Consider the following 23,110-nt stretch of genomic DNA (forward strand, 5'->3'; position numbering starts at 1 on the left):
TACATTCGAGTTCGAGCCGCCGAGTGGCCAAGTGGGCCAAGTGAGCCGAGCGGCCGAGTGAGCCGAGTGTAGGAGGAACGATGGCGCGCTGGATCGCCGAGTGGCACCCCGACGACAAGGCTTTCTGGGAGAGCACCGGCAAGCGGATCGCCCGGCGCAATCTCGCCTTCTCGATCCTGGCCGAGCACCTCGGGTTCACGGTGTGGACGCTGTGGAGCATCGTGGCCGCCAAGATGGGCGCCTACGACTTCTCCACCGACCAGCTCTTCTGGCTGGTGGCGCTGCCCAACCTCATCGGCTCCGTGCTGCGTGTCCCCTACACCTTCGGGCCGGCCAGGTTCGGCGGAGCCACATTCACCACGGTCAGCGCGTTGCTGCTGGTCATCCCCGCGGTGCTGCTCGGGCTGGCGGTCAGCGATCCGGGCACGCCGTACTGGATGTTCCTGGTGATCGCGGCGCTGGCCGGGGTCGGCGGCGGCAACTTCGCCTCAAGCATGGCGAACATCACCTACTTCTACCCGCGCTCGCGGCAAGGCGTGGCCCTCGGGCTGAACGCGGCCGGCGGCAACATCGGGGTCAGCTCCGTGCAGCTGGTCATGCCGCTGGTGATCGGCGGGTTCGGGCTGGCCGCCGCCGGGTGGTTCTGGGTGCCGCTGGCCGTCGTGGCCGCCGCCTGCGCGTGGTTCTTCATGGACAACCTGTCGAGCGCCAGGGCCAAGCCGCGCGAGCAGCTGGCGGTGGCCGGGCGGGCGCAGACGTGGATCATGTCGTTCCTGTACATCGGCACGTTCGGCTCGTTCATCGGTTACTCCACGGCCTTCCCGCTGCTGGCCAAGAGCCTGTTCCCCAGCTCGCCGTGGGCGGCGGTGGCGTTCGTCGGCCCGCTGCTCGGCTCGCTGATCAGGCCGGTGGGCGGCTGGCTGGCCGACAAGAAGGGCGGCGCGCCGGTGACCCTGTGGAACTTCGCCGCCATGGGCGTCGGTGTGGTCCTGGTCTGGCTCGGCAGCACCTCGGGCGACTTCTGGCTGTTCTTCCTGGCCTTCCAGATGCTGTTCCTCACGGCGGGCGTCGGCAACGGCTCCACCTACCGGATGATCCCCGCGATCTTCCAGGCCAAGGCGGTGGCCGAGCGCGGCACCGGCGAGGAGGCCCTGATGCACGGCAAGCGGCAGGCGTCCGCCGCCATCGGGATCATCTCCGCGGTCGGGGCGCTCGGCGGCTTCCTCATCAACCGCGCGTTCGGGATGTCGTTCGCCGAGACGGGCAGCCCGGCCACCGCGTTCGTCGGGTTCGGCGCCTTCTACGTGGCCTGCTTCGCGCTCACCTGGTGGTGCTACACGCGCAAGGTCGGCGTCTCGCTGGTCGGCAGTCTGGCCCACGCTCGTGTCTGAGGACCGCACGACAGAGACCCACTGCCCGTACTGCGCCCTCCAGTGCGGCATGACGATCACTGCCACGGGGACCGACATCACGATCACCCCGCGCACCGACGTACCGGCCAACTCCGGCGGCGCCCTGTGCCAGAAGGGCTGGACCGCGGCCGACCTGCTGACCAACGGCGAGCGCCTGACCACGCCGCTGCTCCACGGCCGGCCCGTGGCCTGGGAAACCGCCCTCGACTACGTCGCCGACCGGCTGACCGCCATACGCGCCGTGCACGGCCCCGACGGAGTGGCCGTGTTCGGCGGCGGCGGGCTGACCAACGAGAAGGCGTACCAGCTCGGCAAGTTCGCCAGGGTCGCGCTCGGCACCAGCCAGATCGACTACAACGGCCGCTTCTGCATGTCGTCGGCCGCGGCCGCCTCGCTCAGGGCGTTCGGGCTGGACCGCGGCCTGCCGTTCCCCATCACCGACCTGGCCGAGACCGACGTCGTCCTGCTGGCCGGCGGGAACGTCGCCGAGACCATGCCGCCCTTCGTCCGCCACCTGACCGGGCCGCGCCTCATCGTCATCGACCCCCGCCGCACCGCGACGGCCAAGCTGGCCTGGCTGCACCTGCAGCCCACGCCGGGCACCGACCTGGCGCTCGCCCTCGGGCTGCTGCACCTGGTCATCGCCGAAGGGCTCGTCGACGAGGACTACGTCGCCGCCAGGACCTCGGGCTTCGAGCAGGTCCGTACGTCGCTCGCGTCCTGGTGGCCCGAGCGGGTCGAGCGCGTCACCGGCGTGCCGGTGGCCAGGATGCGCGAGGCCGTACGCGCGCTCGCCTCGGCCGGACGGGCCGCCGTGCTGACCGGACGGGGGGCCGAGCAGCACGCCAAGGGCACCGACACCGTCACCGCGTTCATCAACCTGGCCCTGGCGCTGGGACTGCCCGGCCGCCCCGGCTCCGGGTACGGATGCCTGACCGGCCAGGGCAACGGCCAGGGCGGCAGGGAGCACGGTCAGAAGGCCGACCAGCTGCCCGGCTACCGCAAGATCGACGACCCGGCCGCCCGCGAGCACGTCGCCGCGATCTGGGGCGTACGACCCGAGGAGCTGCCCGGCCCGGGACGCTCGGCCTACGAGCTGCTCGACGCGCTCGGGACGCCCCAGGGGCCGCGCGCCCTGCTGGTCTTCGGCTCCAACCCGGTGGTCTCCGCGCCGCGCTCCGCGCACGTGACCGAACGGCTTGACGCGCTGGACCTGCTGGTGGTCTGCGACATCGTGCTGTCGGAGACGGCCGCGCGGGCCGACGTGGTCTTCCCCGTGACGCAGTGGGCCGAGGAGACCGGCACGATGACGAACCTCGAGGGCCGGGTCCTGCTGCGCCGCCAGGCCGTACCCGCTCCCGAAGGGGTCAGAAGCGACCTGGAGATCGTCCGGGAGCTGGCCGCCCGGCTCGGCCACCGGTTCTCGGCCGAGCCGCGAGAGGTGTTCGAGGAGCTGGGCCGCGCCAGCGCGGGCGGGGTGGCCGACTACGCGGGCATCACCTACGAGCGGATCACCGAGGAGACCGGCGTGTTCTGGCCGTGTCCGTCGCCGGACGACCCCGGACGGCCGCGCCCGTTCCTCGACTCCTTCGCCACCCCTGACGGGCGCGCCAGGTTCGTGCCCGTCGAGCACCGGCCCGCGGCCGAGGAGCCCGACGACGACTACCCGGTCTACCTGACCACGGGCCGCGTGCTCGCCCAGTACCAGAGCGGCGCGCAGACCCGCAGGATCGCCGCCCTGTCCAAGGCCGCGCCGGAGCCGTTCGTCGAGCTCCATCCCGACCTCGCCGAACAACTGGCCATCACCGCCGGAGACGTCGTCCGGGTGCTCAGTCGGCGGGGCGAGAGCACAGGGGTCGCCAGGGTCAGCGACTCGATCAGGCGCGACACCGTCTTCATGCCGTTCCACTGGGAGGGAGCCAACCGTCTGACCAATCCCGCGCTCGATCCGTCATCGCGGATGCCGGAGTTCAAGGTCTGCGCCGTCAGGGTGGAGAAGGTCGCATGAGGCTCGTCGTAGTGGGGAACGGAATGGCCGGGTCGCGGCTGGTCGGTGAGGTGCGGGCACGTGATCCGCACATGCCGGTCACCGTGTTCGGCGCCGAGACCTGGCAGCCCTACAACCGGGTGCTGCTGTCCAACGTCCTGGCCGGGAGCTCGGGGCCCGACCAGGTGCGGCTGCTCGACCCGAGCTGGTACGCCACGCACGGCGTCGAGGCCGTCTTCGGCACCGAGGTGGTGCGCGTCGACAGGAACGCCCAGACGGTGATCACCGCCGACGGTCGGAGCACGCCGTACGACGTGCTGGTCCTGGCCACCGGCAGCGAGGCGGTCGTCCCGCCGGTGCCGGGAGCCGAGCTGGCGATCCCGTTCCGCACGCTCGACGACTGCCACCGCATCCTGGCGGCGGCCGAACACGGACGCAGGGCGGTGGTGGTCGGCGGCGGCCTGCTCGGCATCGAGGCGGCGCGCGGGCTCGCCGGGCGCGGCCTGCCCGTGACGCTGCTGCACCTGGCCGGCCATCTGATGGAGCGGCAGCTGGACGCCGAGGCCGGGCTGGTGCTCGGCGAGACGCTCACCGGGCTGGGCGTGGACATCCGCACCGGCGTGACGGCCGAGGCCATCCTGGAGGAGGGCGTACGGCTGGCCGACGGCGAGCTGGTCGAGGGCGACCTCGTCGTGCTGGCCTGCGGCGTGCGGCCCATGACGGCCCTGGCCAAGGAGTCGGGCCTGAACGTACGGCGGGGCATCGTCGTGGACGACGAGATGCGTACCGAGGACCCGGCGGTGTTCGCGATCGGCGAGTGCGCCGAGCACGACGGCACCGTCTACGGCCTGGTCGCCCCCGCCTGGGAGCAGGCGGCGGTCGCCGCGGAGGTCATCACCGGCGGCAAGGCGCTCTACCGGGGCTCGCGGCTGGTGACCAGGCTCAAGGCCAGGAGCGTGGAGCTGGCCGCGATGGGCGAGACCCACCTCACCGAGGAGCACGCCGAGGTGGTCCGCTTCACCCACCGGGCCCGCGGTACGTACCGCAAACTCGTCATCCGCGACGGCCGGCTGGTCGGCGCGATCCTGCTGGGTGACACCGACGCCGTCGGCACGCTCACCCAGCTGTTCGACCGCGGCGGGCCGCTGCCGGGCGATCGGGCCGGGCTGCTGTTCCCCGGCCTGGGGGCGGTCACCGTGGCCGACAGCCCGGTGCTGATGCCCGACGCGGCCAAGGTCTGCCAGTGCAACAACGTGACCAAGGGTCAGATCAGAGCGTGCTGGGAGGCCGGCGCGCGGGACGTGGCCGGAGTGGCGGCCGCGACCAGGGCCACGACCGGGTGTGGGACGTGCCGGGATGCCGTGGAGGGCATCGTCGGCTGGCTGTGTGAGCAGGAAGGGATCTCGGCATGAGCAAGATCGTTGTCGTCGGTTACGGACCCACCGCCCACCGGCTCGTCGAAACGCTGCACGAGCGGGGCTTCGGCGGCCAGGTCACGGTGATCGGCGAGGAGCCCCGCCCCGCGTACGACCGGGTGGCGCTGACCTCCTACCTGTCGGGGACCAGCGTCGAGGACCTCATCTACCCGGTGCCGCCGGGCACGGTGACCAGGCTCGGCGGGCGCGTCACCGGGATCGACCGCGCGGCCCGCACGGTCACGCTGGCCGACGGGTCGGCCGAGTCGTATGACGTGCTCGTGCTGGCGACCGGGTCGGCGCCGTTCGTGCCGCCGGTGCCGGGCGCGGAGCACGCCTACGTCTACCGGACGATCGACGACCTCGACGCGATCAGGATGGCCGCCAAGGACGCGACCGACGGCGTGGTGGTCGGCGGCGGGCTGCTCGGTCTGGAGGCCGCCGACGCGCTGCGCGGGCTCGGGCTCAAGACGCACATCGTGGAGATGAGCCCCTGGCTGATGCCCCGGCAGGTCGACGAGGGCGGCGGCTCGGTGCTCAAGAGCCACATCGAGGGGCTCGGGCTCAGCGTGCACGCGGGCGCGGGCGTCCAGGAGATCGTCGCGGGCGAGCGCGGCGTCACCGGGCTGCGCAAGCCCGACGGAACGCTGCTCGACGCCCAGATCGTCGTCTTCTCCGCCGGGATCAGGCCGCGCGACGAGCTCGCCCGCGCCAGTGGGCTGGAGGTCGGCGAGCGCGGCGGCATCGCGGTGGACACCGGGATGCGCACCTCGGACCCGGCGATCTACGCGATCGGCGAGTGCGCGCTGGCGGGCGGCATGGTGTACGGGCTGGTCGGGCCGTGCTTCACCATGGCGGAGGTGGCCGCGGACCGCATCCTGGGCGGGGCCGCCACCTTCGACGGGGCCGACATGTCCACCAAGCTGAAGCTGCTCGGCGTCGAGGTGGCGCAGTTCGGCGCGATGGACGGGGCGCTCGACGTCACCTACATGGACCCGGTGGCCGGCGTCTACAAGAGGCTGTTCATCAGCGACGACGCCAAGACGCTGCTCGGCGGCATCTGCGTCGGCGACGCCTCGCCGTACGGGTCGCTGCGGCCCTTCGTCGGCAAGCCGCTGCCCGCGGCGCCGTCCGACCTGCTGTTCACCGGGTCGGGGGCGGAGCTGGAGCTGCCCGACGACGCGCAGGTGTGCTCGTGCAACAACGTCAGCGCGGGGACGGTCCGCACCGCCATCGCCGACAAGGCGCTCACCGACGTGCCCGGGGTCAAGGCGTGCACGCGGGCGGGCACCACCTGCGGGAGCTGCGTGCCGATGCTCAAGCAGCTCCTGGAGAAGTCCGGGGTCGAGCTGAGCAAGGCGCTGTGCGAGCACTTCGCCTACTCCAGGGCCGAGCTGTACGACATCGTCAGGGTGCGCGGCATCACCACCTTCTCGGAGCTGGTCTCCGCGCACGGGCAGGGCAGGGGCTGCGACATCTGCAAGCCGGCCGTGGCCTCGATCCTGGCCTCGCTGCACAACGGGCACGTTCTGGACGGCGAGCGGGCGGCCCTGCAGGACACCAACGACGCCTTCCTGGCCAACATCCAGAAGAACGGCACCTACTCGGTCGTCCCGCGCATCCCAGGCGGCGAGATCACCCCCGACAAGCTCATCGTGATCGGCGAGGTGGCCCGCGACTTCGGCCTCTACACCAAGATCACCGGAGGGCAGCGGATCGACCTGTTCGGGGCCCGCGTCGAGCAGCTGCCGCAGATCTGGCGGCGGCTGGTGGACGCCGGGTTCGAATCGGGCCACGCGTACGGCAAGGCGCTGCGTACGGTGAAGTCGTGCGTCGGCTCGGCCTGGTGCCGCTACGGCGTCCAGGACTCCGTCGGCCTGGCCATCGACCTGGAGCTGCGTTACCGCGGCCTGCGCGCGCCGCACAAGCTCAAGTCGGCCGTGTCCGGCTGCGCCCGTGAGTGCGCGGAGGCCCGCTCGAAGGACTTCGGGGTCATCGCCACCGAGCAGGGCTGGAACCTGTACGTCGGCGGCAACGGCGGCTTCAAGCCGCGCCACGCCGACCTGCTGGCGGCGGATCTGACCACCGAGGAGCTGATCAGGACGATCGACCGGTTCGTCATGTTCTACATACGGACGGCCGACCGGCTGCAGCGCACCGCCGCCTGGCTGGAGTCGCTCGACGGCGGACTCGACTACCTGCGGCAGGTGATCATCGACGACTCCCTGGGGATCTGCGCCGAGCTGGATGCCCAGATGGAGCACCATGTCGCCACGTACGTGGACGAATGGCAGACGACCATCGATGACCCGGACAAGCTCGGCAGGTTCGTGAGCTTCGTCAACGCGCCCGGGGTCCCTGACCCGTCCATCGTCTTCGAGACCGAACGCGACCAGATCAAGCCCGTGGAGGTGGCTGCGCGATGAGTGGTTGGATCCCAGTCTGTGGCTATCAGGGACTGCTGCCGGAGCGCGGGGTGTGCGCTCTGGTGGACGGTCGGCAGGTGGCCGTCTTCCGTACCTTCGACGGTACCGTCCACGCGATCGGCAACCTGGACCCGTTCAGCGGGGCGCAGGTGCTGTCGCGGGGTATCGTCGGCACCCGGCAGGGGGAGCCGACTGTGGCATCGCCCCTGCACAAGCAGGTGTTCTCGCTGGTGAGCGGGGTGTGTCTGGATGAGCCGGAGTTCTCTGTCCCGGTTTATCCGATACGGGTGGAGGCCGGGCTGGTGCAGGTGGGTACGGGCGCCTAGCGAACGCCCGGGTCGCTTCTATGGTTCGGCCAATACGTCCGCCGGTGGGTACACGTGGGCGGCCTGATGTCCCACCGGCAGGACACAGCGCCGATCGGAGTCGACGCTGTCGCAGCGCTCCGCGTCGTCGCGTTGCGGCAGGGGCTCGGGTTCGGGGGTAGTGCTCAGGATGGTCTCCAGGTGCGGCACTCGTTGGACGCTATCGGCGAGGCGGCGGCCGTTTGGTCGCGGCCCGGCAACGATCCAACCTCTGAACGATCTCATCAACTCCTGTGAAGGTTACTGTGAGCAATCCCAGGGGCTGAGGCGGCAGCTGGTAAAGGGGTCGTCCGAAGTGGACAAATGGCGCATTCGTGACGGCTTTTGCGGGGAATCACCCCGCTATGAGCACAAAATCCCAGGCCAGAGCACTCCTGCTGGCGGCAGTCGTCCCGGCGTTGCTCGTCACGGGCTGTGCCGCAGGCGGTAACGATATGCGACTCATGGGCGCGGTGGCATCGCCGATGCCCTCCGAATCAGGCCCGACACCGTACGAATCGGAGTCGGGCAACATGAGCCCGATGCCGTCCGAGTCGGGCAACATGAGCCCCGAACCATCCGAGAGCGCGTCCATGGCGCCGATGACCACGCCGCGCGCGGCCGTGATGGCGTTCTTCGACGCCGCCAAGGCCGGAGAGCCGGACAAGGCCGTCGAGGCGTTCGCCACCGACGGAATGGCGGCCGTGGAGGGCAAGCCGACCGCACAGGGCACCGACGCGCTGACCACACTGTTCAAGGAGCTGTTCAAGGCGAAGATGATCGCCACGCACACCATCGACGAGACCCGCATGATGGGCGATGTGGCCTTCGTCCGGACCACCAGCACCGAGGGCAGCGAGAAGTACCGGGAGTTCTTCCTGCTCAAGAAGTCCGGCGGTGAGTGGAAGATCGAGCGCTACATCAACAACACCGTGTCGGAGTGAGCGGGCCGGGTCAGCGCTCGTAAGCCCCTGACGGAACCAGCCCCCAGCGAGACCATGGCCGCCACAGTGGCGGCCATGGCCATGCGCGGTGGACCTTGGGGCGAATTAGCGTGGGGGCATGCAGGACCTTTCGGCGTTTCAGCATCCGCGCTTCGCCCGCATGTACGAGCGGCTCAGCGCCGAGGCCGAGCGGCACGGCATGACCGGGCTGCGGCGCCGGTTGCTGTCCGGGCTCAGCGGCCGGGTGGTGGAGGTGGGCGCCGGAAACGGGCTGAACTTCCCGCACTATCCCCCGCAGGTCTCCGAGGTCGTCGCCATCGAGCCGGAGGACCGGCTGCGCGCGCTGGGAGAGCGGGCCGCGGCCCTGGCGCCGGTACCCGTCACGGTGGTGCGGGGGCATGGCGGTTCGTTGCCGTACGAGGCCGGGTCGTTCGACGCGGCCGTGGTGTCGCTGGTGCTGTGCTCCGTCCCCGACTCGGGCGTGCTGCTGGCCGAGCTGCGCAGGGTGCTCAGGCCGGGTGGCGAGTTGCGCTTCTTCGAGCATGTACGCTCGGCGAACCCGGTACGGGGCGTGCTGCAGGATCTCATCACTCCGCTGTGGCGGCTGATGGCCGGAGACTGCCGCCCCAACCGGGACACCGGGGCGGCGATCAGGGAGGCGGGGTTCGTGATCGAGGACTCCGACCGGTTCGTCCACCGGGCTACGCCGGGGGCGCCTGCCCTGACCCACATTCTCGGACTGGCCCGCAGACCTTAGCCACCGCCCGCCGGTGATGTGGATCGGGCCGATCTTCGCCGGGCCGTCAGCGGCCGCCGGGCCGTCAGTGTTCGCCAGGCTGTCAGAGGTCGCGTTCCTGCTGGTCGAGGATGGCGACGGAGATCGCCACGGCGGCGCCGGGATCGCCGTCCTCGATCGCCCGCAGCAACTCCTCGTGCGACCCGTCGAGCACCAGCGCCGCCTGCTCCATGTGGCGGACACTGTCGCGCAACGCCTCGCTCATGCTCCGGTAGAGGTCGCCGAGCAGCGGGTTGTGCGCCGCGTCCGCCACCCGCAGGTGGAAGTCGACGTCCGCGTCGGCGAACGCGTCCACGTTGCCCGCCCGCCCGGCCGCGTCCCGCCGCACGAGCGCCTCCCGCAGGCCGGTGAGGTCCTCTTCGGTCCGCTTCCCGGCGGCCAGCCGGGCGGCCACCATGTCGAGGCCGCGCCGCACGTCGATGATGTCCATCGCGGCCGCCTTGGCCAGCCGCCTGCCCAGCGCGACCTGCGACTCGTCGACCGCCGTGACGTAGGTGCCGTCGCCCTGCCGGGTGGTCAGCAGCCCGGAGTGGGCCAGCACGCGTACGGCCTCCCGCACCGAGAGCCGGCTCATGCCGAGGGTCTCCGCGAGCCGGAGCTCGGACGGGATCTTCGTCCCCACCGGCCACGCGCCGCTGGTGATCTCCCCCCGGAGCTCCTCGATCGCGGCGTCCACGAGGGAGGTCCGCGCCACGTTTCGCATGAGCCGTTCGCCGCTTCTCAGTGATTGCCTAAAGGAAACCGTATCCTAAGCGGCCGCCAGGTGATCGGTCATCGGCCGGGGTCAGCGCTCGCAGACGAGGCCGTCGCCGTCGCGGTCCTGGTACCAGGCGTACTCGGGGTCCACACCCTTCCGGTACGGGCCGTACCCGGCGGCGTTGGCGTCACCGCAGGTCCGGTAGCGCGGGTCGTTGGCGCCAGAGGTCGGAGTGGGAGTCGGGGTGGGGGTCGTGGTGCCGGTGTCGCACTTGCCGGACCAGATGCGCAGCTTCTGCCGCTTGGCCACGGCCTCCTCGCTCCGCATCACCTTGATGTAGCGGTCGTTCGGTTTGACCAGGACCGCCTTCGCGTAGCCGTACCGGACGAGGTTGCGGTTGACGTGCACGCCCTTGGCGTTCCACACGTAGAACAGCCGGCGGCCGAAGCCGTCCACGGGCTTCTTGTCGGCGAGGACGTACGCGAGCCGGCCGACCGGCAGCAGCCCCGCCGTCCGCTGGGTCGCGGCCTTGCCCCAGCACTGGCCGCGCTCGGGAGCGTCCGACTCCAGGAACATGACGCGCGTCTTCTTGCCATCGCTGGTCGTGACGTCGATCGTGTCGCCGTTCACGATCTTGGCCACGCGTACGCTCATCGCGCCCTTCGGCACTCCGGCGGGAGGTCCGGCGGCGTACGCGGGAGCGGGAACGGCGAGCAGGACGACAGCGGTGAGGCTGATGATGCGCATGGGCCCTCCATGTGGTCGGGAAGGAGAGGACGCCTCATCGCTCACGCAGGTGCACTCACGTCACTGGCCGGATGCGGCCAAATCCGCCCGACACGCCCCTGCACGTAGGTGCACCGGATCTTGTCAGGCCCCCTGCCGGGTGAGAGATTGCGGGTACTTTGGCGCCCATCGTCTCGGAGGACACGCGTGCCTCAATTACGCCCGGCCCTCATCGCCGTCGCCCTGACCATGGCGATCGCGAGTCCCGCGCAAGCGGCCGCCGGACCCAGGATCACCGTTGAGAACGGCCGTACGCAGCCGGTCTTCTCCTACGCGGACGCCGTCCGCGAATACGTCTACGTCGAGTCGAGCGTCGACAGCGATTCCGACGGCCGGCTGGACAGGGTACGTGTCGACATCATCAGGCCGAAGGAGTCCGGTCCCCGGCTCAAGGTGCCGGTGATCATCGACGAGAGTCCGTACTACGACAATTCCGGACGCGGCAACGAGGCCGAGCGGAAGGTGTACGACGCCGCCGGGAATGTCACGAAATTTCCGCTCTTCTATGACAACTACTTCGTGCCGCGCGGCTACGCCGTCCTGAACGTCGACATGCTCGGCACCACCAAGTCCGAAGGCTGCCCGGACATCGGCGGCAAGGCGGACGTCCTGGGCGGCAAGGCCGTCGTGGACTGGCTGAACGGCCGGGCCAAGGCCTACCGCGCGGACGGCACCCAGGCCGTGGCCGACTGGACCACCGGCAAGGCCGGGATGATCGGCAAGTCCTACGACGGCACGCTGGCCAACGCCGTCGCCGCCACCGGTGTGCGCGGCCTGGAGACGATCGTGCCGATCTCGGCGATCAGCTCCTGGTACAGGTACCAGCGCTCGAACGGCGTGGTCTACAACTACGACTACGCCTCCTGGCTGGCCAACTACGTCGACACCGACCCCGAGGCCAAGTGCCAGGCCGTACGGGATCGCATGGACGCCGAGGACGGCGACGCCACGGGCGACTACAACGCCTTCTGGGCCGAGCGCGACTACGTCAACGGCCTCCTCGGTGACGCCTCCAAGGTCAGGGCCAGCGTCTTCGTGGTCCACACCGCCAACGACCTGAACGTCAAGCCGGACAATTTCTCCACCTGGTGGCAGGCCCTGGCGAAGCGGAACGTACCGCGCAAGATCTGGGTGGGCCAGTACCAGCACGTGGACCCGTTCGACTTCGAGGGTCGCAGGGACGTGTGGGTGGACACGCTGCACGGCTGGTTCGACTACTGGCTGCAGGGCGTACGCAATGGGATCATGAACGCCCCGCGCGCCGACGTGCAGACCGGCCCGACGCAGTGGATCACCCAGCGCGACTGGCCGGCGCCGTTCGCGACGAACGTCCCGCTCCGCCCGGCCGCCGACGGCTCGCTCGGCCTCGCCGCCGCCAGGCGCGATGCCAGCGCGTCCTTCACGGACGTGCCGCTGGACGAGGAGGAGATGATCGCCGACGTCGGTACGGCCAAGCCGGGCCGGGTGGCGTTCACCAGCGGCGCGCTCCCGCTCGACCTGCGCCTGTCCGGCACGCCCACGGCCGACCTGCGGGTCAAGCTCGACAAGCCGGCCGCCAACCTGACCGCCCTGCTCGTCGACTTCGGCGAGGCGAACCGCGTCGACTGGGGGCGCGGCCAGGGCATCACCACGCTCGCCGAGGAGGACTGCCACGGCGACAGCACCGCCGCCGACGACGCCTGCTACCGCAAGGTGATCACGAACACCGTGACGCGGCCCGCCGAGATCGTCGCCCGCGGCTGGATCGACGTGCAGAACCGCGACTCGCTCAGCGCGTCGTCGCCGCTGCCGGTCGGGACGTGGGGCAGGGTCAAGTGGCAGACGCTGCCGCACGACTACACCTTCCGGAAGGGACACCGGATCGCCCTGGTGGTCGCGGGCACCGACACGACGTACACCTCTGAGGCCGGCACAGGCGCGAACGTCACGCTCGACCTGGCCAGGAGCAGTGTGATCGTGCCGTTCACGCAGGGGGCGCCGCTGGTCGACGTGCCCAAGGACACGACCCAGTTCCGCGGGCCGGCGCGGATCGACCTGCCGGAGCCGGAGAACTCGTTCTTCTAGATTCGCTCTGTGGTGGCGGGCCCTCCCGCCACCACATGGAGGTTCATCCGGAGCCGGGCAGCGGCTGGTGCTGGGCTCCCTCGCCGCCGGTGGCGGGCCAGCCGCAGTTCGTCCAGTAGCCGCTGCCCTTGCCGTCGGACACGTACGATCCCTTGGCGTTGGCCACGGTCCAGGACAGGCGCAGGGTGAGTGTCCCGCTGCCGCGAACGAGGCCCGTGGTGCTCTGGCCGTTACCGCTGGACGTGCCGGTCCACCGTACGGTGACCTTGCCGAACTCGGTGGCGGGCGGCCCCGGGCAGCCGGGCCGCGACGCGGGCGCCTGGACGCGGAACGCGTGCGCGGAGACCGCGATCCCCTTCGTCCCGGACACCGTGGTGATCTTGCAGCTTCCCGGACAGACCAGCCCGAATGATCCGGTACGGCGGGTGCCCAGGTTGATCGACGACGGCGACAGCCTCGCGACCGGTGGCCTGGGGCCGGGCAGACTCACCTTCTGCGGCCGGATCTCGCCGGTGGCGGTGTCGCTGATCTTGGAGTCCGGGTTGGCCGTCGGGGGCGCCGGCACGTCCGTGGGCGGTGGGACCACTGTGGGGTTGAGCATGAGGTTGGGGGTGCTCCCGCTCCCCGGCGGTACGGCCGGGGCGCTGCCGGGGCCCGACAGCTTGGTCTGCGGCTCGGGCACCTCGGGCTGGTGGCGGCTCTGGATGCCGGACCAGGCGAGGCTCGCCACCAGCATCCCGGCGCCGACGAGCAGCCCCACTGTGGCTATGGACCGGATGGAGAGCCGGCCGTCGGACTCGTACTCGCCCGGGCGGTTGCGCCAGAACTCGGTCTGCTGGTCGTCCGGACGGTTACGCCAGAACTCCGACCCCGGGCCGTCCGGGCCGTCGTCCTCTGCGTCGCCGTCGGTGCTCTGGGTCGCGACCAGCAGGTCTCGGTGCTCGCCGGTGGCCATGATCAGGGCGTCTCGGAGCGTGGCCGCGGTCGTGAACAGGGCCTCCGCGCGGGCGTCGGCCTGGGTGCCCCCGTAGCTGCCCGCGTGGGTGTCCGTCGTGGGGAACGGCGCGTCCCAGCGGGTGCCGGGAGCAGTGATCAGGGCGTCCCGTTGGGCGCCCGCGATCAGGGCGTCCGTAGTCGGGGTCGCGCTCTGGGCGCCGGGCCGGGTGCCCGTCGTGGCGAACTGTCCGTTTCGGCTGGTGTCTGCGGTGGCGAGCTGTCCGTTTCGGTGGGCTTCACCGGTGGTGGTCTGGGCGTCCCGGTGGGTGTCGGGGGCACCCCGGCGGTTGCCGGGGGCGGTCGCGTCCCGGTGCGGGCTCGTGGTCGTGGCGTCCCGGCGGCTGCCCGGGGCTGACGGGGCCGGGCGGCTCCTGGTGGCGGGGGTGTCCCGGCGGGTGCCGCTGGCCGCGACGAAGACACCCTGCCGGTCGCGGGCGGTGGCCACCAGGACGTCCCGCTGGCGATCCCCGAAGGGGTGACGACCACGCGGACCGGCACCGGCCGGGCCACGATCGGCCGCGTCGGGCGGTGCCTGGCCGTTCGAGGTGTCGGGCGGCGCCTGCCCGTTCGACGTGCCGTGCGGCGCTTGGCCGTTCGACGCGTCGCGCACGGGCGGGTCGCTGACGGGGGCGCTCAGCACGGGCGGCCCGCCGATGACCAGCCCGGGCAGCCGCAGGACCGGCTCCGGCGGCGACGAGACCGGCCCAGCCGATGGCGAGACGCGGTCGGCCGATGGCGAGACCCTGTCGGGCGGTGGTGAGACCCGCTCAGCCAGCGCGGACCCACCCAGACGCGCATCCCCGGCTGCCGGACGGCTGGGCGGGACGTCTCGCGGGGGAGCGGCAGGCGCCTCGTAGACGGGGGCGGCCAGGAGGCCGGGCGCGGACGGGCCGGTGGCCGGAGTGCGTCGCGGGAGGACCCCGGCAGCGGGCTTCCGGGCGAGCGGAATGGTGGTCTCGTGCTCGAGAGCCGCCGCAATCGCATCCGGATCGGACCGCTGGTGCGGGATGGCGGCCGGGGCGTCGCTTCGGGATGGGGCAGCGGCGGGGGAGCCGGAACGGGACGGGGCAGATGCCGGGGTGCCGAAGCCAGGTGGGGCAGGGGCGCGGTGGCTCCTGTGGGGTTTGCGTTCCTGGCCGGCGGCAGCCGCGCCCGCCGCCGGCCAGGCGCTACCCCTGATCGCCGCCGTGGGGTCGGCGATCGGGGAGATCAACATCGGGGCGGCCTCGACCAGCCCCCGAACCTGCACGGGGAACCCGTCCACCCGCCACAGCTCGCCCGCGTCCGGAAGCGGCTGAGCCCACGTCAGGCGGTCGCGCAGCGTGGGGGGAGCGGTGGCGATGGGCAGCTCGCGCAGCAGTGTGGCCGCCACCACGGCCCGGGGCGCCGCCCGGCACGTGGGGCAGGTGGGGATGTGGCGGCTGATGCGCGCCCGGTTGCGCCGCGTGGGCGTCGTCGCCCAGGCCGACACCTTGGCCGCGAGCTGGCTACATCCGTTGGCGGACCGGGCGGCGATGACGGCGGAGAACCAGCGCTCGACCCCGCGGGCCGCCTCGCTCACGATGACATCCACGTCCGGAGGCGTCACATCGAAGATCACGGCGATCTCCTGATGCGCGAGGCCGTGCCGTACGGACAGGTCCAGCAGCTCCCGCTGCGGGCCGTCCAGCGCGCGCAGGGCCTCGGGCAGCAGGTCCGGCATCCGGCCGGAACGCGACCACGAGCCGATGCTCGCCGGGCCGGCCACGGCCGCGCGATGCGCCCGGGCCAGCCCATAGAGCCACGGCCGCACCAGGGAGGAGTCGACGACCCGGTGCGTGTGGCCGTACGCCGACAGCAGCGCCCCGGCGACCGCCAGCTCGGCCTCGCTCTGGGCGAGTTCCGTGCGGCAATAGTCATAGAGGTGGGAGCCGTACTCGTCGCACAGCTCGCGGATTTCCTCGCGTACGTCGTCGGTCAGCGTCCGCCACATCACCCGTGCCACCTCCTGCGTACCGTCACCGAAAAGCGTCCAGAAAGCCTCCAGAAGCCTCAGCCGGGTAACTGCTCCGCGATCTCCGTAGCCCAGTAGGTGATCACGCTCCCGGCGCCGGCCCGGCGGATCGCCATGAGGCTCTCCCGGATGGCCCGATCGCGCATGAGCCAGCCCTGGGCGGCGGCGGCCTCGATCGCCGCGTACTCGCCGGAGGTCTGGTAGGCGGCGACCGGCACGCGGACCGTGTCGGCCACCATGCGTACGATGTCCAGGTAGTGGCCCGCCGGTTTGACCATCACCATGTCGGCCCCCTCCTCGATGTCCAGGAGCACCTCGCGCAGCGCCTCGCGGCTGTTGGCGGGGTCCTGCTGGGCGGTCGAGCGGGTGCCGGTCAGCCGCGATTCGACGGCGTCGCGGAACGGGCCGTAGAAGGCGGAGTCGTATTTGGCGGCGTAGGCCAGGATCGCCACCTGATGGTGACCGGCCTGGTCGAGCGCCTGGCGGACGGCGGCGACCTGGCCGTCCATCATGCCGCTCGGGGCCACCACCTGGGCGCCGGCGTTGGCCTGGGCGATGGCGACCTGGGCGTAGGCGCGCAGGGTGGCGTCGTTGTCGACGTCGCCGGTCGCGTCGAGGATGCCGACCTGGCCGTGTTCGGTGTATTCGTCCAGGTTGATGTCGCTGATCACCACGGTGGCGTCGCCGACCTCGGCGGCGACGTCGGCGAGGGCCAGCTGCGCGATGCCGTAGGGGTCCCAGGCGCCGTACCCGTCGGGGTCCTTGGCGGCCGGGATGCCGAAGATCAGCAGGCCGCCGACGCCGGCGGTGGCCGCGGCCGAGGCGGCCTTGCGCAGGCTGTCGCGGCTGTGCTGGACCTGGCCGGGCATGCTGGGGATCTCTCGGGGTTCCTCCAGTCCTTCGCGGACGAACAACGGCTGGATCAGGTCGGCCGGGTGCAGCCGCGTTTCGGCGACCAGGCCACGCAGGGCTGACGTGCGCCGCAGGCGGCGGGGACGGTCCGCGGGGAAGCTCATGGGTTCTAGCCTCCGATTACCTTGCCGAGAAAAACACGTTCCGCGTGCCTGACGGCGTCCGCGGGCGGGAGCCGGAACCAGTAGCCGGAGGTGCTGCGCGCGGTGATGTTGAGCCGGCGCAGGTGGCACAGGTGTTCGGCCGTCTTGACCGCCAGCCCGTCCGGGTCGATCACCGGCAGGCCGTGCAGTTCGTGCACGCCGAGGTGGACGAGGATCTCGTTCGGGATGCCTTCGGCGGGGACCAGCCACTGCGCCCCCGCGTCCGCCGCCCGTTTGGCGGCCTTCGTGTAGGCGGCCAGCAGCGGCCCGAAGTCCTCGGCCAGGGCCCGCTGGACGAGGGTGGTGCCGTCCTCCACCACCTGATAGGAGGCCAGGTCGGCGCCCGCCGCCCGGATGTTGTCGGTGATGGGCTCGGCCAGATGCGGGATGAAGCCGATCAGGCCCAGCCGGTGGCGTTCCATGCGCGCCGCCTGCCAGACCGCGTCGCCGTAGCCGACCACGGGGATCGACACGCGCGAGCGGGCGGCGGCCAGCCCGGGGTCCTGCCCCGCGCCGCTGATCCAGGCCGCGCACCCGTCGCGTTCGGCCGCCACGGCCGTCTGCGCGAAGTAGTTGCCGAACAGCAGTCCCAGCTGCCCGTATCCGACCAGGTGCTCGGGCAGGTCGGTGCCGTACGTGTCGGCCGGCAGCGTGTGGATCTCCACCTCGGTGCCGGGTTCGGTGATCTTGGATAAGTGCTCGGCGTAGAGCTTGTCCAGCAGCGCGGAACGACCCTCGACGGTGTGTTTCTGGAACCAGATGCGCATGTCAGCCGTGCCTCACGTGATGGGGGGTCGGGCCAGATGGAACGGTGTCGAGCATCGAGGCTTGCGCCAGGTAGGCGCGGGTGGACTCCGGATCGCCGGCGATGGCGCGCAGTCCCGCCATGGCCGCCGCCAGCTTGGTGTTGTCCCGGTCCTGTACGCCGGCCACCCGCGCCTCACTGCGCGGGATCACCCGGTTGACCAGTACGGTGCGCCGCCGCCAGGCCCACGCGTCCAGCGCGGCGGGTGCGGTGAATCCGCCGAGCACGGCCGCGAGCACCTGGCCGATCTCGACGGCGTCGTGGATGCCGGCGTTCATGTTCAGGCCGCCGGCGGTGGAGGTCAGGTGGGCGGCGTCCCCGGCGAACAGCACCCGCCCGCACCGGTAGTCGCCCAGCACGCCGCGGGCCAGGCTGTAGCGGTCGGCCCCGATCACCCGGATCGGCGCCTGCTCGGTGGGCAGGGCACGGAACAGCAGTTTGGCCACGTTCTGGGGATTGAGCGGGTCGCGGGTGTCGTGCGGGATCCTGATGATGATCCGCCAGTGATCGGGCAGCGCCAGCAGGCTGCACGACTGCCGGGAGTCGCGGATGTAGGTCAGCGGCGCCAGGCCGGGCAGCAGCGCGTCGAGCGGTGAGTCGGTGAAGATCCGCAGCGCCTGCGTCGGATACTCCGAGCGGGGGAACGGCAGGCCGAGCGAGCTGCGCACGGTGCTGTGCGCGCCGTCCGCCGCGACCACGTAGCGGGCCCGCGCCCACGTACGGCCGATGCGCAGCCGGACGCCCGTGCCGCCCTCGGCCACTCCGTCGACCGGGGTGCCGAAGCGCACGTCCGCCTCCGGGTAGGCCGACAGCGCCTCCAGCAGCAGCGCGGTGAGTGTGGACTGCTCGGCGTGCAGCCGGAACGGGTGCTCGGTCAGGCCGTCGAGGCTGCCCATCAGCATCTCGGCCAGCACCCGGCCCGCCCGGTCACGCCATTGCACCCGCTCCACCACCCGGCCGCGGGAGATCAGCGCGGTGGCGATCCCGAGCTCCTGCAGCAGGTCGAGCGTGGCCGGGTGGAAGGTCGAGGCGCGCGACTGGCGGCTGAGGCCCGGCTCTCGCTCCAGCACCATCACCGGCACTCCGGCGCGGGCCAGGGTGAGCGCCGCGGTCAGCCCGACCGGGCCGGCGCCGACCACGGTGACGCCGTTCATGACGGCCGGCCCTGTGCCACCGGGCGGTGCGGCACCCGGCTGAGCGTGACCGGCTGCCCGGTCGCGTGCGCCAGCGCCCACCAGGCGCTGCACAGGTTCGAGGTGAGCAGGACCCGGTCGTTTCCGGCGCCCAGGGGGCCCAGCGCGGGCAGCGTGGACATCCCGGTGCCGCTGAACAGCACCACCGCGTCGGACGGCAGTCCTGCCTGCTCCACCTGCTCGACCAGCTCGTTCGGCGTGACGTCGTACGGTGAGAAGCCGCCCTGCGCCCTGACCGGTATCACGCGGGAGACGTGCAGACCGGCCGCGGCCCAGAAGCGTTCGGCGAGTTCGGTGAGCCAGGGCTGATACGGCGAGACGAGCACGAACTCCTGCGCCCCGATGTGCTCCAGCGCCTCCCGCGTCGCCAGGGTCGCCGAGGCGAACGGGATGCCCGCCTCACCGCTCAGCTTGTCGCACCTCGCGCGATCTTCCTCGGGTGCGAACAGATATCGCGAGCCGCTGCAGGCCATGACCAGTGCGTCGAGCGGCAGGTCGCCGAACGAGCAGATCATCGCGGGCAGGACCTCGTTGTAGCTCTCCAGCCGCTCCGCCAGGGTGAGGCCGGGGCGTACCGGGAAGCGGCTGACGTACATGTCGGCCCGGGACCCGAACAGGCGCGCCAGTTCGGGCTCCACCGATGGGTTCGCCGGCGGTACGAACACGCCGACCCGGCCCCGGCTCATCCCGCGCTCCCGGCCGGACCGAAGGCGGGTAATTCCAGGGAGAACAGCTCACGTAAGGCGTCCGCGTAGCTCTCTCCCAGGGGGGAGTCGGCGTAGTTGGTCACCCGGTTGATCGGCTCGTACAGGAAGGCGTCGACCACTCGCTGGACGGCGTCCCTGATCTCGGCGCGGGCGGCGGCGTCCAGGCTGGGGGCACGGGAGGCCAGCCGGCCGAGTTCGGCGTCCGCTACGGCGTTCGCCTTGCGCTTCAGTGCTTGTACGACGGGGACGGTAGGCGGCACCGGCACCGTGGGGACCCTTCTGGAACCGTAAGGGCAGCGGAACGACACCCCCAGAACGTTTCCGCCCTCGCTGGCGGTCGTCCGGCGGGTCAGGGTGGCCGTCATCAGCAACCCGACCAAGCCGCGGCCCAGAAAGCCGCCTCTCGACGCGCCCGTGCCTCGTCCCAGTCGGTGAGGACGAGCTGTATCTCGCCGCGCTCCACGCCTAGGAGATCCACCGCTGCCCCGATCACGGTATCGGCGAACTCCCGTTGTCTGTCGACTGCCAGTCCTGCTGGGGATTCGACCTGGATGGTGAGCATGAGTTCCTCCTGCGAAGGAGCCTGGGGGGTTCAGGGCACGTGGTGAAGAACCTGGTCGATCACGCTGATCGCCTGGTCCGACACCTGCCGTATGTGGCGGAGACGGTGGACGGTGCGGGCCGTCAACTCGGGCGGGGTCTGCGGCGGCACGGAGGCCGCCTGGGTGGGTATGGCCTGGGTAGGAATGGTCTGTCGAGGGATCGCCTGTGCTGGGATGCTCTGGCGTGGAATCCTCGCGGGCTGTGTGTCGTCCGTATCGGGCGTCGCACTGGACGGCAGTACCTGCCTGGGCGAACGCACTTCATAGGGGTGCGGGTACGGCCTGCGGGTCTCGTTCGCGAGCATGATCACTCCTGTCAGCGCTGGTCAAGGGCCCGGAACTCGGACGGGTCGCGGACACCGAAGCGGGCCAGCTCGTGCTCGGCCTCGCTGCGGACCTGGACGAAGCTGTCGCGGAGCTCGGCGAGCAGGCCGCGCAGCACGACCAGCTCCGCCTCCGCTTCGCGCAGCGAGGGACGGCGTGGCCGGCTGCTGGTGGCCGCGAGGGCTACGCGGATCAGCGCCGCGACGCCGAGCAGCACCGCCACCGCCAGGCAGGCCACCAGCACCGTGGAGAAGCCCGGCATCGGTCCGGCCAGCATGGGATGGTCGACCAGCACCGAGGCGCCGGCCACGCCGATGGCTCCGCCGAGCATGCGCGCGGTGTTGATCGCGCCGACCGCCGAGGCGTACTGGCTGGGGTCGGCGGCCATCGAGCCGACCATGAACGTTCCGGTGGACAGGAAGCCGAACCCGGTGCCCAGCATGACGGCGCCCAGCAGGCACCACAGGTTCGGGGACGGCTGGGCCAGCATCAGCGCGCAGCCGGTGCCGAGGACGAGGGCACCGCTGTAGATGACGGCGTTGACGCCGATGCGCCGGCTGATGGGCGCGGCCATCGGGCTCGACACGATCATGGCGATGGAGATCGGGGTGAGCCAGAGGCCGATGGTGCTGGCGTCGAACTCGGCGTTGCGCAGGTAGAGCGGCCCCATGGCCAGTACGACGAAGGACGCGGCTCCGTACATGCAGGAGGTGGCACCGGCCCACAGGAAGCCGGGACGCCGCCACAGGCTCATGTCGATCGCTCCGGCGCGATGCCGCCAGGAGATCGCGATGGCCAGGGCCAGCAGCAGCCCGCCGCCTCCCGCGCACGCCAGCGTGCGTACGGAGGTCCAGCCCCAAAGGCTGCCCTGGGAGATGGCCAGCACCGCTCCCGCGACCGCGCCGATCAGCAGGACCGCGCCGAACAGGTCGGGTACGCCCTGTCTGGTGCCGCGGTTGCGGGGGAGCGCCGGGGTGAGCATCAGCAGTGCCGCCGCGAGTCCCGCGCCGGGCAGGTACAGGCCCCGCCAGCCGTACTCGGTCAGCAGCCAGCCACCGCCCGCCTGCAGGGCCAGGGCCCCGATGCCGGACGACGCGCTCCACAGCGCGATGGCGCCGGCACGGCGGTTGGCGGGCAGCTCGCCGAGCAGCAGCGCCAGCGAGGCGGGGAACATCAGCGCCGCGCCCACTCCCTGCGCCACCCGTCCGGCCAGGAGCAGGGTCCAGGAGGGGGCGGCGATGACCGTCGTCGCGCCCAGCCCGTACAGGGCCAGGCCGAGCGCGAGCACGCTGCGCCTGCCCAGCAGGTCGGCGAAGCGTCCGGCGGTGGCGAGCAGTGCGGCGACGGCGGCGAAGTTGACCGTGCTCACCCAGGTGATCTCGGACAGCGGCAGGGCGGCCGCCAGCGGGTCGCGGCTGAGCACGGGGATCGCCAGCGTCGTCGCGGTGCTGTCCGCCATGATCGCGACCACCACCCCGGAGGCGACCAGCCGCAGTACGGCGAATCGCCCCCGGAACCGGCGAGCCGTCGGCATCGCGGGCACCATCGTGGGACCGGCGACGCCCTCGCGGATGGGCGTCAGGGTCATCGCGTCGACTCCGCGTAGCTGAGTTCGGGCTCGACGGGGGCCGGGGCGGGTTCGGCGGGAACCGGCGCCGGGCTGTTGTTCGGCACGCTCGCGGCGACGACCCGCTCGGACAGGCCGATGTCCCGGCTGTTCTCGCGGATCCTGGTCGGTACCTCGCCGCCGGCCAGCGTGAGGGCGACCTGCGTGGCCAGGCTCAGGTGCTCGGCACAGCGGCGGGCCACCTTGGCCTCCAGACCGGCGATCTGCGCCAGCCGGAGCCGCAGCGACTCCACGGTCGCGGTGCGTTCCAGGCCATCGAGATCGGCGAGCCGGTCGGGCCAGCGCAGCGACCTGCTGAGCTGCTCCTCCACCTCGAGAACGATCTCGTCGATGGACAGGACCCGGTCCTTCAGCGGGTTGGCGATCATGACCGCCATGACCGCGGTCTGGTCGAAGTCGGCCAACCGGCCCCGCAGCGCCGAGGCCAGCATGCGGGCGCGGTGATGCAGGCAGTCGGCGCTCCAACCGAGCACCAGCAGGCGATCGGCACTCGCCTCCGTGTGCCATCCGGCGAGCCTCAGCTCGCGGGCCATCCGGTGTTGCACGCTCCAGCGGTCAGGGGTGTCCTCCACCCAGACCTGTACGCCGCCGAGTGGCAGCTCTGCTACATGGATCACGTTCCTTTCAGGGGCCGCCCGAGCGCAGACGCGTCTGATCACGCTGGCCTGCGCGGGGGGAGCCGGATTCTTCGAGAACCAGGAACGGACCTTGGAATCGACGGAATCGACGGTCACGTCCGGCCACCTCCTCGCCGGAGACTCTCCAGAACCCTCCGGCTGTCAAGTCTCACTTACCACGATCAGTACGATAGTGGGTGTACCCGGCTCGTTGTGTCAACTGACAGTTTTCGTATATGTTGACCTCCCCCTGCGGAGTTTCGCGCCCCGCAGGGCAGGGGACGGCGAGCCAGGCTTCCTTTACGCTGGAGGCTTCTGGC

21 protein-coding genes are annotated in these 23,110 nt (G+C 71.4%); 8 read left to right on the forward strand and 13 right to left on the reverse strand.

From position 1 onward, the window contains the following. Nucleotides 1–80: 80 nt before the first annotated feature. Genes ACGFJ2_RS38590 through nirD form a run of 5 tightly spaced genes read left to right on the forward strand, consistent with a single transcriptional unit; the run spans nucleotide 81 to nucleotide 7,566 of the window. Nucleotides 81–1,391 (forward strand): MFS transporter, encoded by a 1,311-nt coding sequence (locus ACGFJ2_RS38590; RefSeq protein ID WP_357940536.1) that lies wholly within the window; start codon nucleotides 81–83, stop codon nucleotides 1,389–1,391. Next, a complete protein-coding gene (locus tag ACGFJ2_RS38595; RefSeq protein ID WP_358174942.1) occupies nucleotides 1,384–3,420 on the forward strand; it encodes a molybdopterin-dependent oxidoreductase in 2,037 nt (678 codons plus the stop codon). The genes ACGFJ2_RS38590 and ACGFJ2_RS38595 overlap by 8 nt, the downstream gene beginning before the upstream one ends. Beyond that, nucleotides 3,417–4,811, forward strand: coding sequence for an FAD-dependent oxidoreductase (locus ACGFJ2_RS38600; RefSeq protein WP_357940540.1), 1,395 nt, complete (start codon nucleotides 3,417–3,419; stop codon nucleotides 4,809–4,811). The genes ACGFJ2_RS38595 and ACGFJ2_RS38600 overlap by 4 nt, the downstream gene beginning before the upstream one ends. After that, nucleotides 4,808–7,240, forward strand: coding sequence for a nitrite reductase large subunit NirB (gene nirB, locus ACGFJ2_RS38605; protein WP_393477000.1), 2,433 nt, complete (start codon nucleotides 4,808–4,810; stop codon nucleotides 7,238–7,240). Before ACGFJ2_RS38600 ends, nirB begins: the two co-directional genes overlap by 4 nt. Further along, on the forward strand, nucleotides 7,237–7,566 hold the full coding sequence (gene nirD, locus ACGFJ2_RS38610; RefSeq protein WP_225289070.1) for a nitrite reductase small subunit NirD: 330 nt from the start codon (nucleotides 7,237–7,239) through the stop codon (nucleotides 7,564–7,566). Before nirB ends, nirD begins: the two co-directional genes overlap by 4 nt. An 18-nt stretch (nucleotides 7,567–7,584) precedes the next feature. Here the strand turns inward: nirD and ACGFJ2_RS38615 are convergent, their stop codons facing one another. After that, on the reverse strand, nucleotides 7,585–7,755 hold the full coding sequence (locus tag ACGFJ2_RS38615; protein ID WP_357940544.1) for a hypothetical protein: 171 nt from the start codon (nucleotides 7,753–7,755) through the stop codon (nucleotides 7,585–7,587). Nucleotides 7,756–7,949: 194 nt separating this feature from the next. On the opposite strand from ACGFJ2_RS38615, the gene ACGFJ2_RS38620 reads away from it, so the two are divergent. Beyond that, a complete protein-coding gene (locus ACGFJ2_RS38620) occupies nucleotides 7,950–8,528 on the forward strand; it encodes a nuclear transport factor 2 family protein (RefSeq protein ID WP_357940546.1) in 579 nt (192 codons plus the stop codon). 118 nt (nucleotides 8,529–8,646) lie between these two features. Continuing rightward, entirely contained in the window at nucleotides 8,647–9,285 is a 639-nt protein-coding gene (locus ACGFJ2_RS38625; protein WP_393477005.1) for a class I SAM-dependent methyltransferase, read from the forward strand. 82 nt (nucleotides 9,286–9,367) lie between these two features. On the opposite strand, the gene ACGFJ2_RS38630 is transcribed toward ACGFJ2_RS38625, so the two are convergent. Both ACGFJ2_RS38630 and ACGFJ2_RS38635 read right to left on the reverse strand, forming a co-directional pair. After that, nucleotides 9,368–10,027 carry a FadR/GntR family transcriptional regulator gene (locus ACGFJ2_RS38630; RefSeq protein ID WP_393477008.1) on the reverse strand — a complete coding sequence of 220 codons (660 nt, stop codon included), beginning with the start codon at nucleotides 10,025–10,027 and terminating at the stop codon, nucleotides 9,368–9,370. Between the two features lie 81 nt (nucleotides 10,028–10,108). Continuing rightward, a complete protein-coding gene (locus tag ACGFJ2_RS38635; protein ID WP_393477011.1) occupies nucleotides 10,109–10,768 on the reverse strand; it encodes a thermonuclease family protein in 660 nt (219 codons plus the stop codon). A 186-nt stretch (nucleotides 10,769–10,954) separates the two neighbouring features. Between ACGFJ2_RS38635 and ACGFJ2_RS38640 the strand changes: the two genes are divergently transcribed. Next, the gene (locus ACGFJ2_RS38640) at nucleotides 10,955–12,871 is read left to right on the forward strand and encodes a Xaa-Pro dipeptidyl-peptidase (protein WP_393477014.1); all 1,917 of its coding nucleotides are present in this window, start codon (nucleotides 10,955–10,957) and stop codon (nucleotides 12,869–12,871) included. A gap of 43 nt (nucleotides 12,872–12,914) precedes the next feature. On the opposite strand, the gene ACGFJ2_RS38645 is transcribed toward ACGFJ2_RS38640, so the two are convergent. Genes ACGFJ2_RS38645 through ACGFJ2_RS38690 form a run of 10 tightly spaced genes read right to left on the reverse strand, consistent with a single transcriptional unit; the run spans nucleotide 12,915 to nucleotide 22,790 of the window. Further along, entirely contained in the window at nucleotides 12,915–15,851 is a 2,937-nt protein-coding gene (locus ACGFJ2_RS38645; protein WP_393477017.1) for a hypothetical protein, read from the reverse strand. 47 nt (nucleotides 15,852–15,898) lie between these two features. Then, nucleotides 15,899–16,876, reverse strand: coding sequence for a porphobilinogen synthase (gene hemB, locus ACGFJ2_RS38650; protein WP_393477020.1), 978 nt, complete (start codon nucleotides 16,874–16,876; stop codon nucleotides 15,899–15,901). A gap of 5 nt (nucleotides 16,877–16,881) precedes the next feature. Then, a complete protein-coding gene (locus ACGFJ2_RS38655; protein ID WP_357940561.1) occupies nucleotides 16,882–17,682 on the reverse strand; it encodes an aspartate/glutamate racemase family protein in 801 nt (266 codons plus the stop codon). Between the two features lies 1 nt (nucleotide 17,683). Then, nucleotides 17,684–18,874, reverse strand: a complete 1,191-nt coding sequence (locus ACGFJ2_RS38660) for an FAD-dependent oxidoreductase (RefSeq protein WP_357940563.1) — start codon at nucleotides 18,872–18,874, stop codon at nucleotides 17,684–17,686. Next, the gene (locus tag ACGFJ2_RS38665; protein ID WP_357940565.1) at nucleotides 18,871–19,599 is read right to left on the reverse strand and encodes a hypothetical protein; all 729 of its coding nucleotides are present in this window, start codon (nucleotides 19,597–19,599) and stop codon (nucleotides 18,871–18,873) included. Before ACGFJ2_RS38665 ends, ACGFJ2_RS38660 begins: the two co-directional genes overlap by 4 nt. Next, nucleotides 19,596–19,985 (reverse strand): hypothetical protein, encoded by a 390-nt coding sequence (locus ACGFJ2_RS38670; RefSeq protein ID WP_393477025.1) that lies wholly within the window; start codon nucleotides 19,983–19,985, stop codon nucleotides 19,596–19,598. Before ACGFJ2_RS38670 ends, ACGFJ2_RS38665 begins: the two co-directional genes overlap by 4 nt. After that, complete coding sequence (locus ACGFJ2_RS38675; RefSeq protein ID WP_357940570.1) at nucleotides 19,985–20,182, reverse strand: hypothetical protein; 198 nt, start codon at nucleotides 20,180–20,182, stop codon at nucleotides 19,985–19,987. The genes ACGFJ2_RS38670 and ACGFJ2_RS38675 overlap by 1 nt, the downstream gene beginning before the upstream one ends. 30 nt (nucleotides 20,183–20,212) lie before the next feature. After that, nucleotides 20,213–20,527 (reverse strand): hypothetical protein, encoded by a 315-nt coding sequence (locus ACGFJ2_RS38680; protein WP_357940573.1) that lies wholly within the window; start codon nucleotides 20,525–20,527, stop codon nucleotides 20,213–20,215. A gap of 11 nt (nucleotides 20,528–20,538) precedes the next feature. Beyond that, complete coding sequence (locus ACGFJ2_RS38685; protein ID WP_357940575.1) at nucleotides 20,539–22,134, reverse strand: MFS transporter; 1,596 nt, start codon at nucleotides 22,132–22,134, stop codon at nucleotides 20,539–20,541. Next, a complete protein-coding gene (locus tag ACGFJ2_RS38690; protein ID WP_393477029.1) occupies nucleotides 22,131–22,790 on the reverse strand; it encodes a hypothetical protein in 660 nt (219 codons plus the stop codon). Before ACGFJ2_RS38690 ends, ACGFJ2_RS38685 begins: the two co-directional genes overlap by 4 nt. Nucleotides 22,791–23,110 lie beyond the last annotated feature (320 nt).

It is taken from the genome of Nonomuraea sp. NPDC049028, assembly GCF_043197735.1.
Taxonomy (GTDB): domain Bacteria; phylum Actinomycetota; class Actinomycetes; order Streptosporangiales; family Streptosporangiaceae; genus Nonomuraea.

Coding starts and splice junctions, on each gene's coding strand:
- ACGFJ2_RS38590 (WP_357940536.1), top strand. CDS start 81: ATGGCGCGCTGGATCGCCGAGTGGCACCCCGACGACAAGGCTTTCTGG.
- ACGFJ2_RS38600 (WP_357940540.1), top strand. CDS start 3,417: ATGAGGCTCGTCGTAGTGGGGAACGGAATGGCCGGGTCGCGGCTGGTC.
- nirB (WP_393477000.1), top strand. CDS start 4,808: ATGAGCAAGATCGTTGTCGTCGGTTACGGACCCACCGCCCACCGGCTC.
- nirD (WP_225289070.1), top strand. CDS start 7,237: ATGAGTGGTTGGATCCCAGTCTGTGGCTATCAGGGACTGCTGCCGGAG.
- ACGFJ2_RS38620 (WP_357940546.1), top strand. CDS start 7,950: ATGAGCACAAAATCCCAGGCCAGAGCACTCCTGCTGGCGGCAGTCGTC.
- ACGFJ2_RS38625 (WP_393477005.1), top strand. CDS start 8,647: ATGCAGGACCTTTCGGCGTTTCAGCATCCGCGCTTCGCCCGCATGTAC.
- ACGFJ2_RS38630 (WP_393477008.1), bottom strand. CDS start 10,027: ATGCGAAACGTGGCGCGGACCTCCCTCGTGGACGCCGCGATCGAGGAG.
- ACGFJ2_RS38635 (WP_393477011.1), bottom strand. CDS start 10,768: ATGCGCATCATCAGCCTCACCGCTGTCGTCCTGCTCGCCGTTCCCGCT.
- hemB (WP_393477020.1), bottom strand. CDS start 16,876: ATGAGCTTCCCCGCGGACCGTCCCCGCCGCCTGCGGCGCACGTCAGCC.
- ACGFJ2_RS38655 (WP_357940561.1), bottom strand. CDS start 17,682: ATGCGCATCTGGTTCCAGAAACACACCGTCGAGGGTCGTTCCGCGCTG.
- ACGFJ2_RS38660 (WP_357940563.1), bottom strand. CDS start 18,874: ATGAACGGCGTCACCGTGGTCGGCGCCGGCCCGGTCGGGCTGACCGCG.
- ACGFJ2_RS38665 (WP_357940565.1), bottom strand. CDS start 19,599: ATGAGCCGGGGCCGGGTCGGCGTGTTCGTACCGCCGGCGAACCCATCG.
- ACGFJ2_RS38670 (WP_393477025.1), bottom strand. CDS start 19,985: ATGACGGCCACCCTGACCCGCCGGACGACCGCCAGCGAGGGCGGAAAC.
- ACGFJ2_RS38675 (WP_357940570.1), bottom strand. CDS start 20,182: ATGCTCACCATCCAGGTCGAATCCCCAGCAGGACTGGCAGTCGACAGA.
- ACGFJ2_RS38680 (WP_357940573.1), bottom strand. CDS start 20,527: ATGCTCGCGAACGAGACCCGCAGGCCGTACCCGCACCCCTATGAAGTG.
- ACGFJ2_RS38685 (WP_357940575.1), bottom strand. CDS start 22,134: ATGACCCTGACGCCCATCCGCGAGGGCGTCGCCGGTCCCACGATGGTG.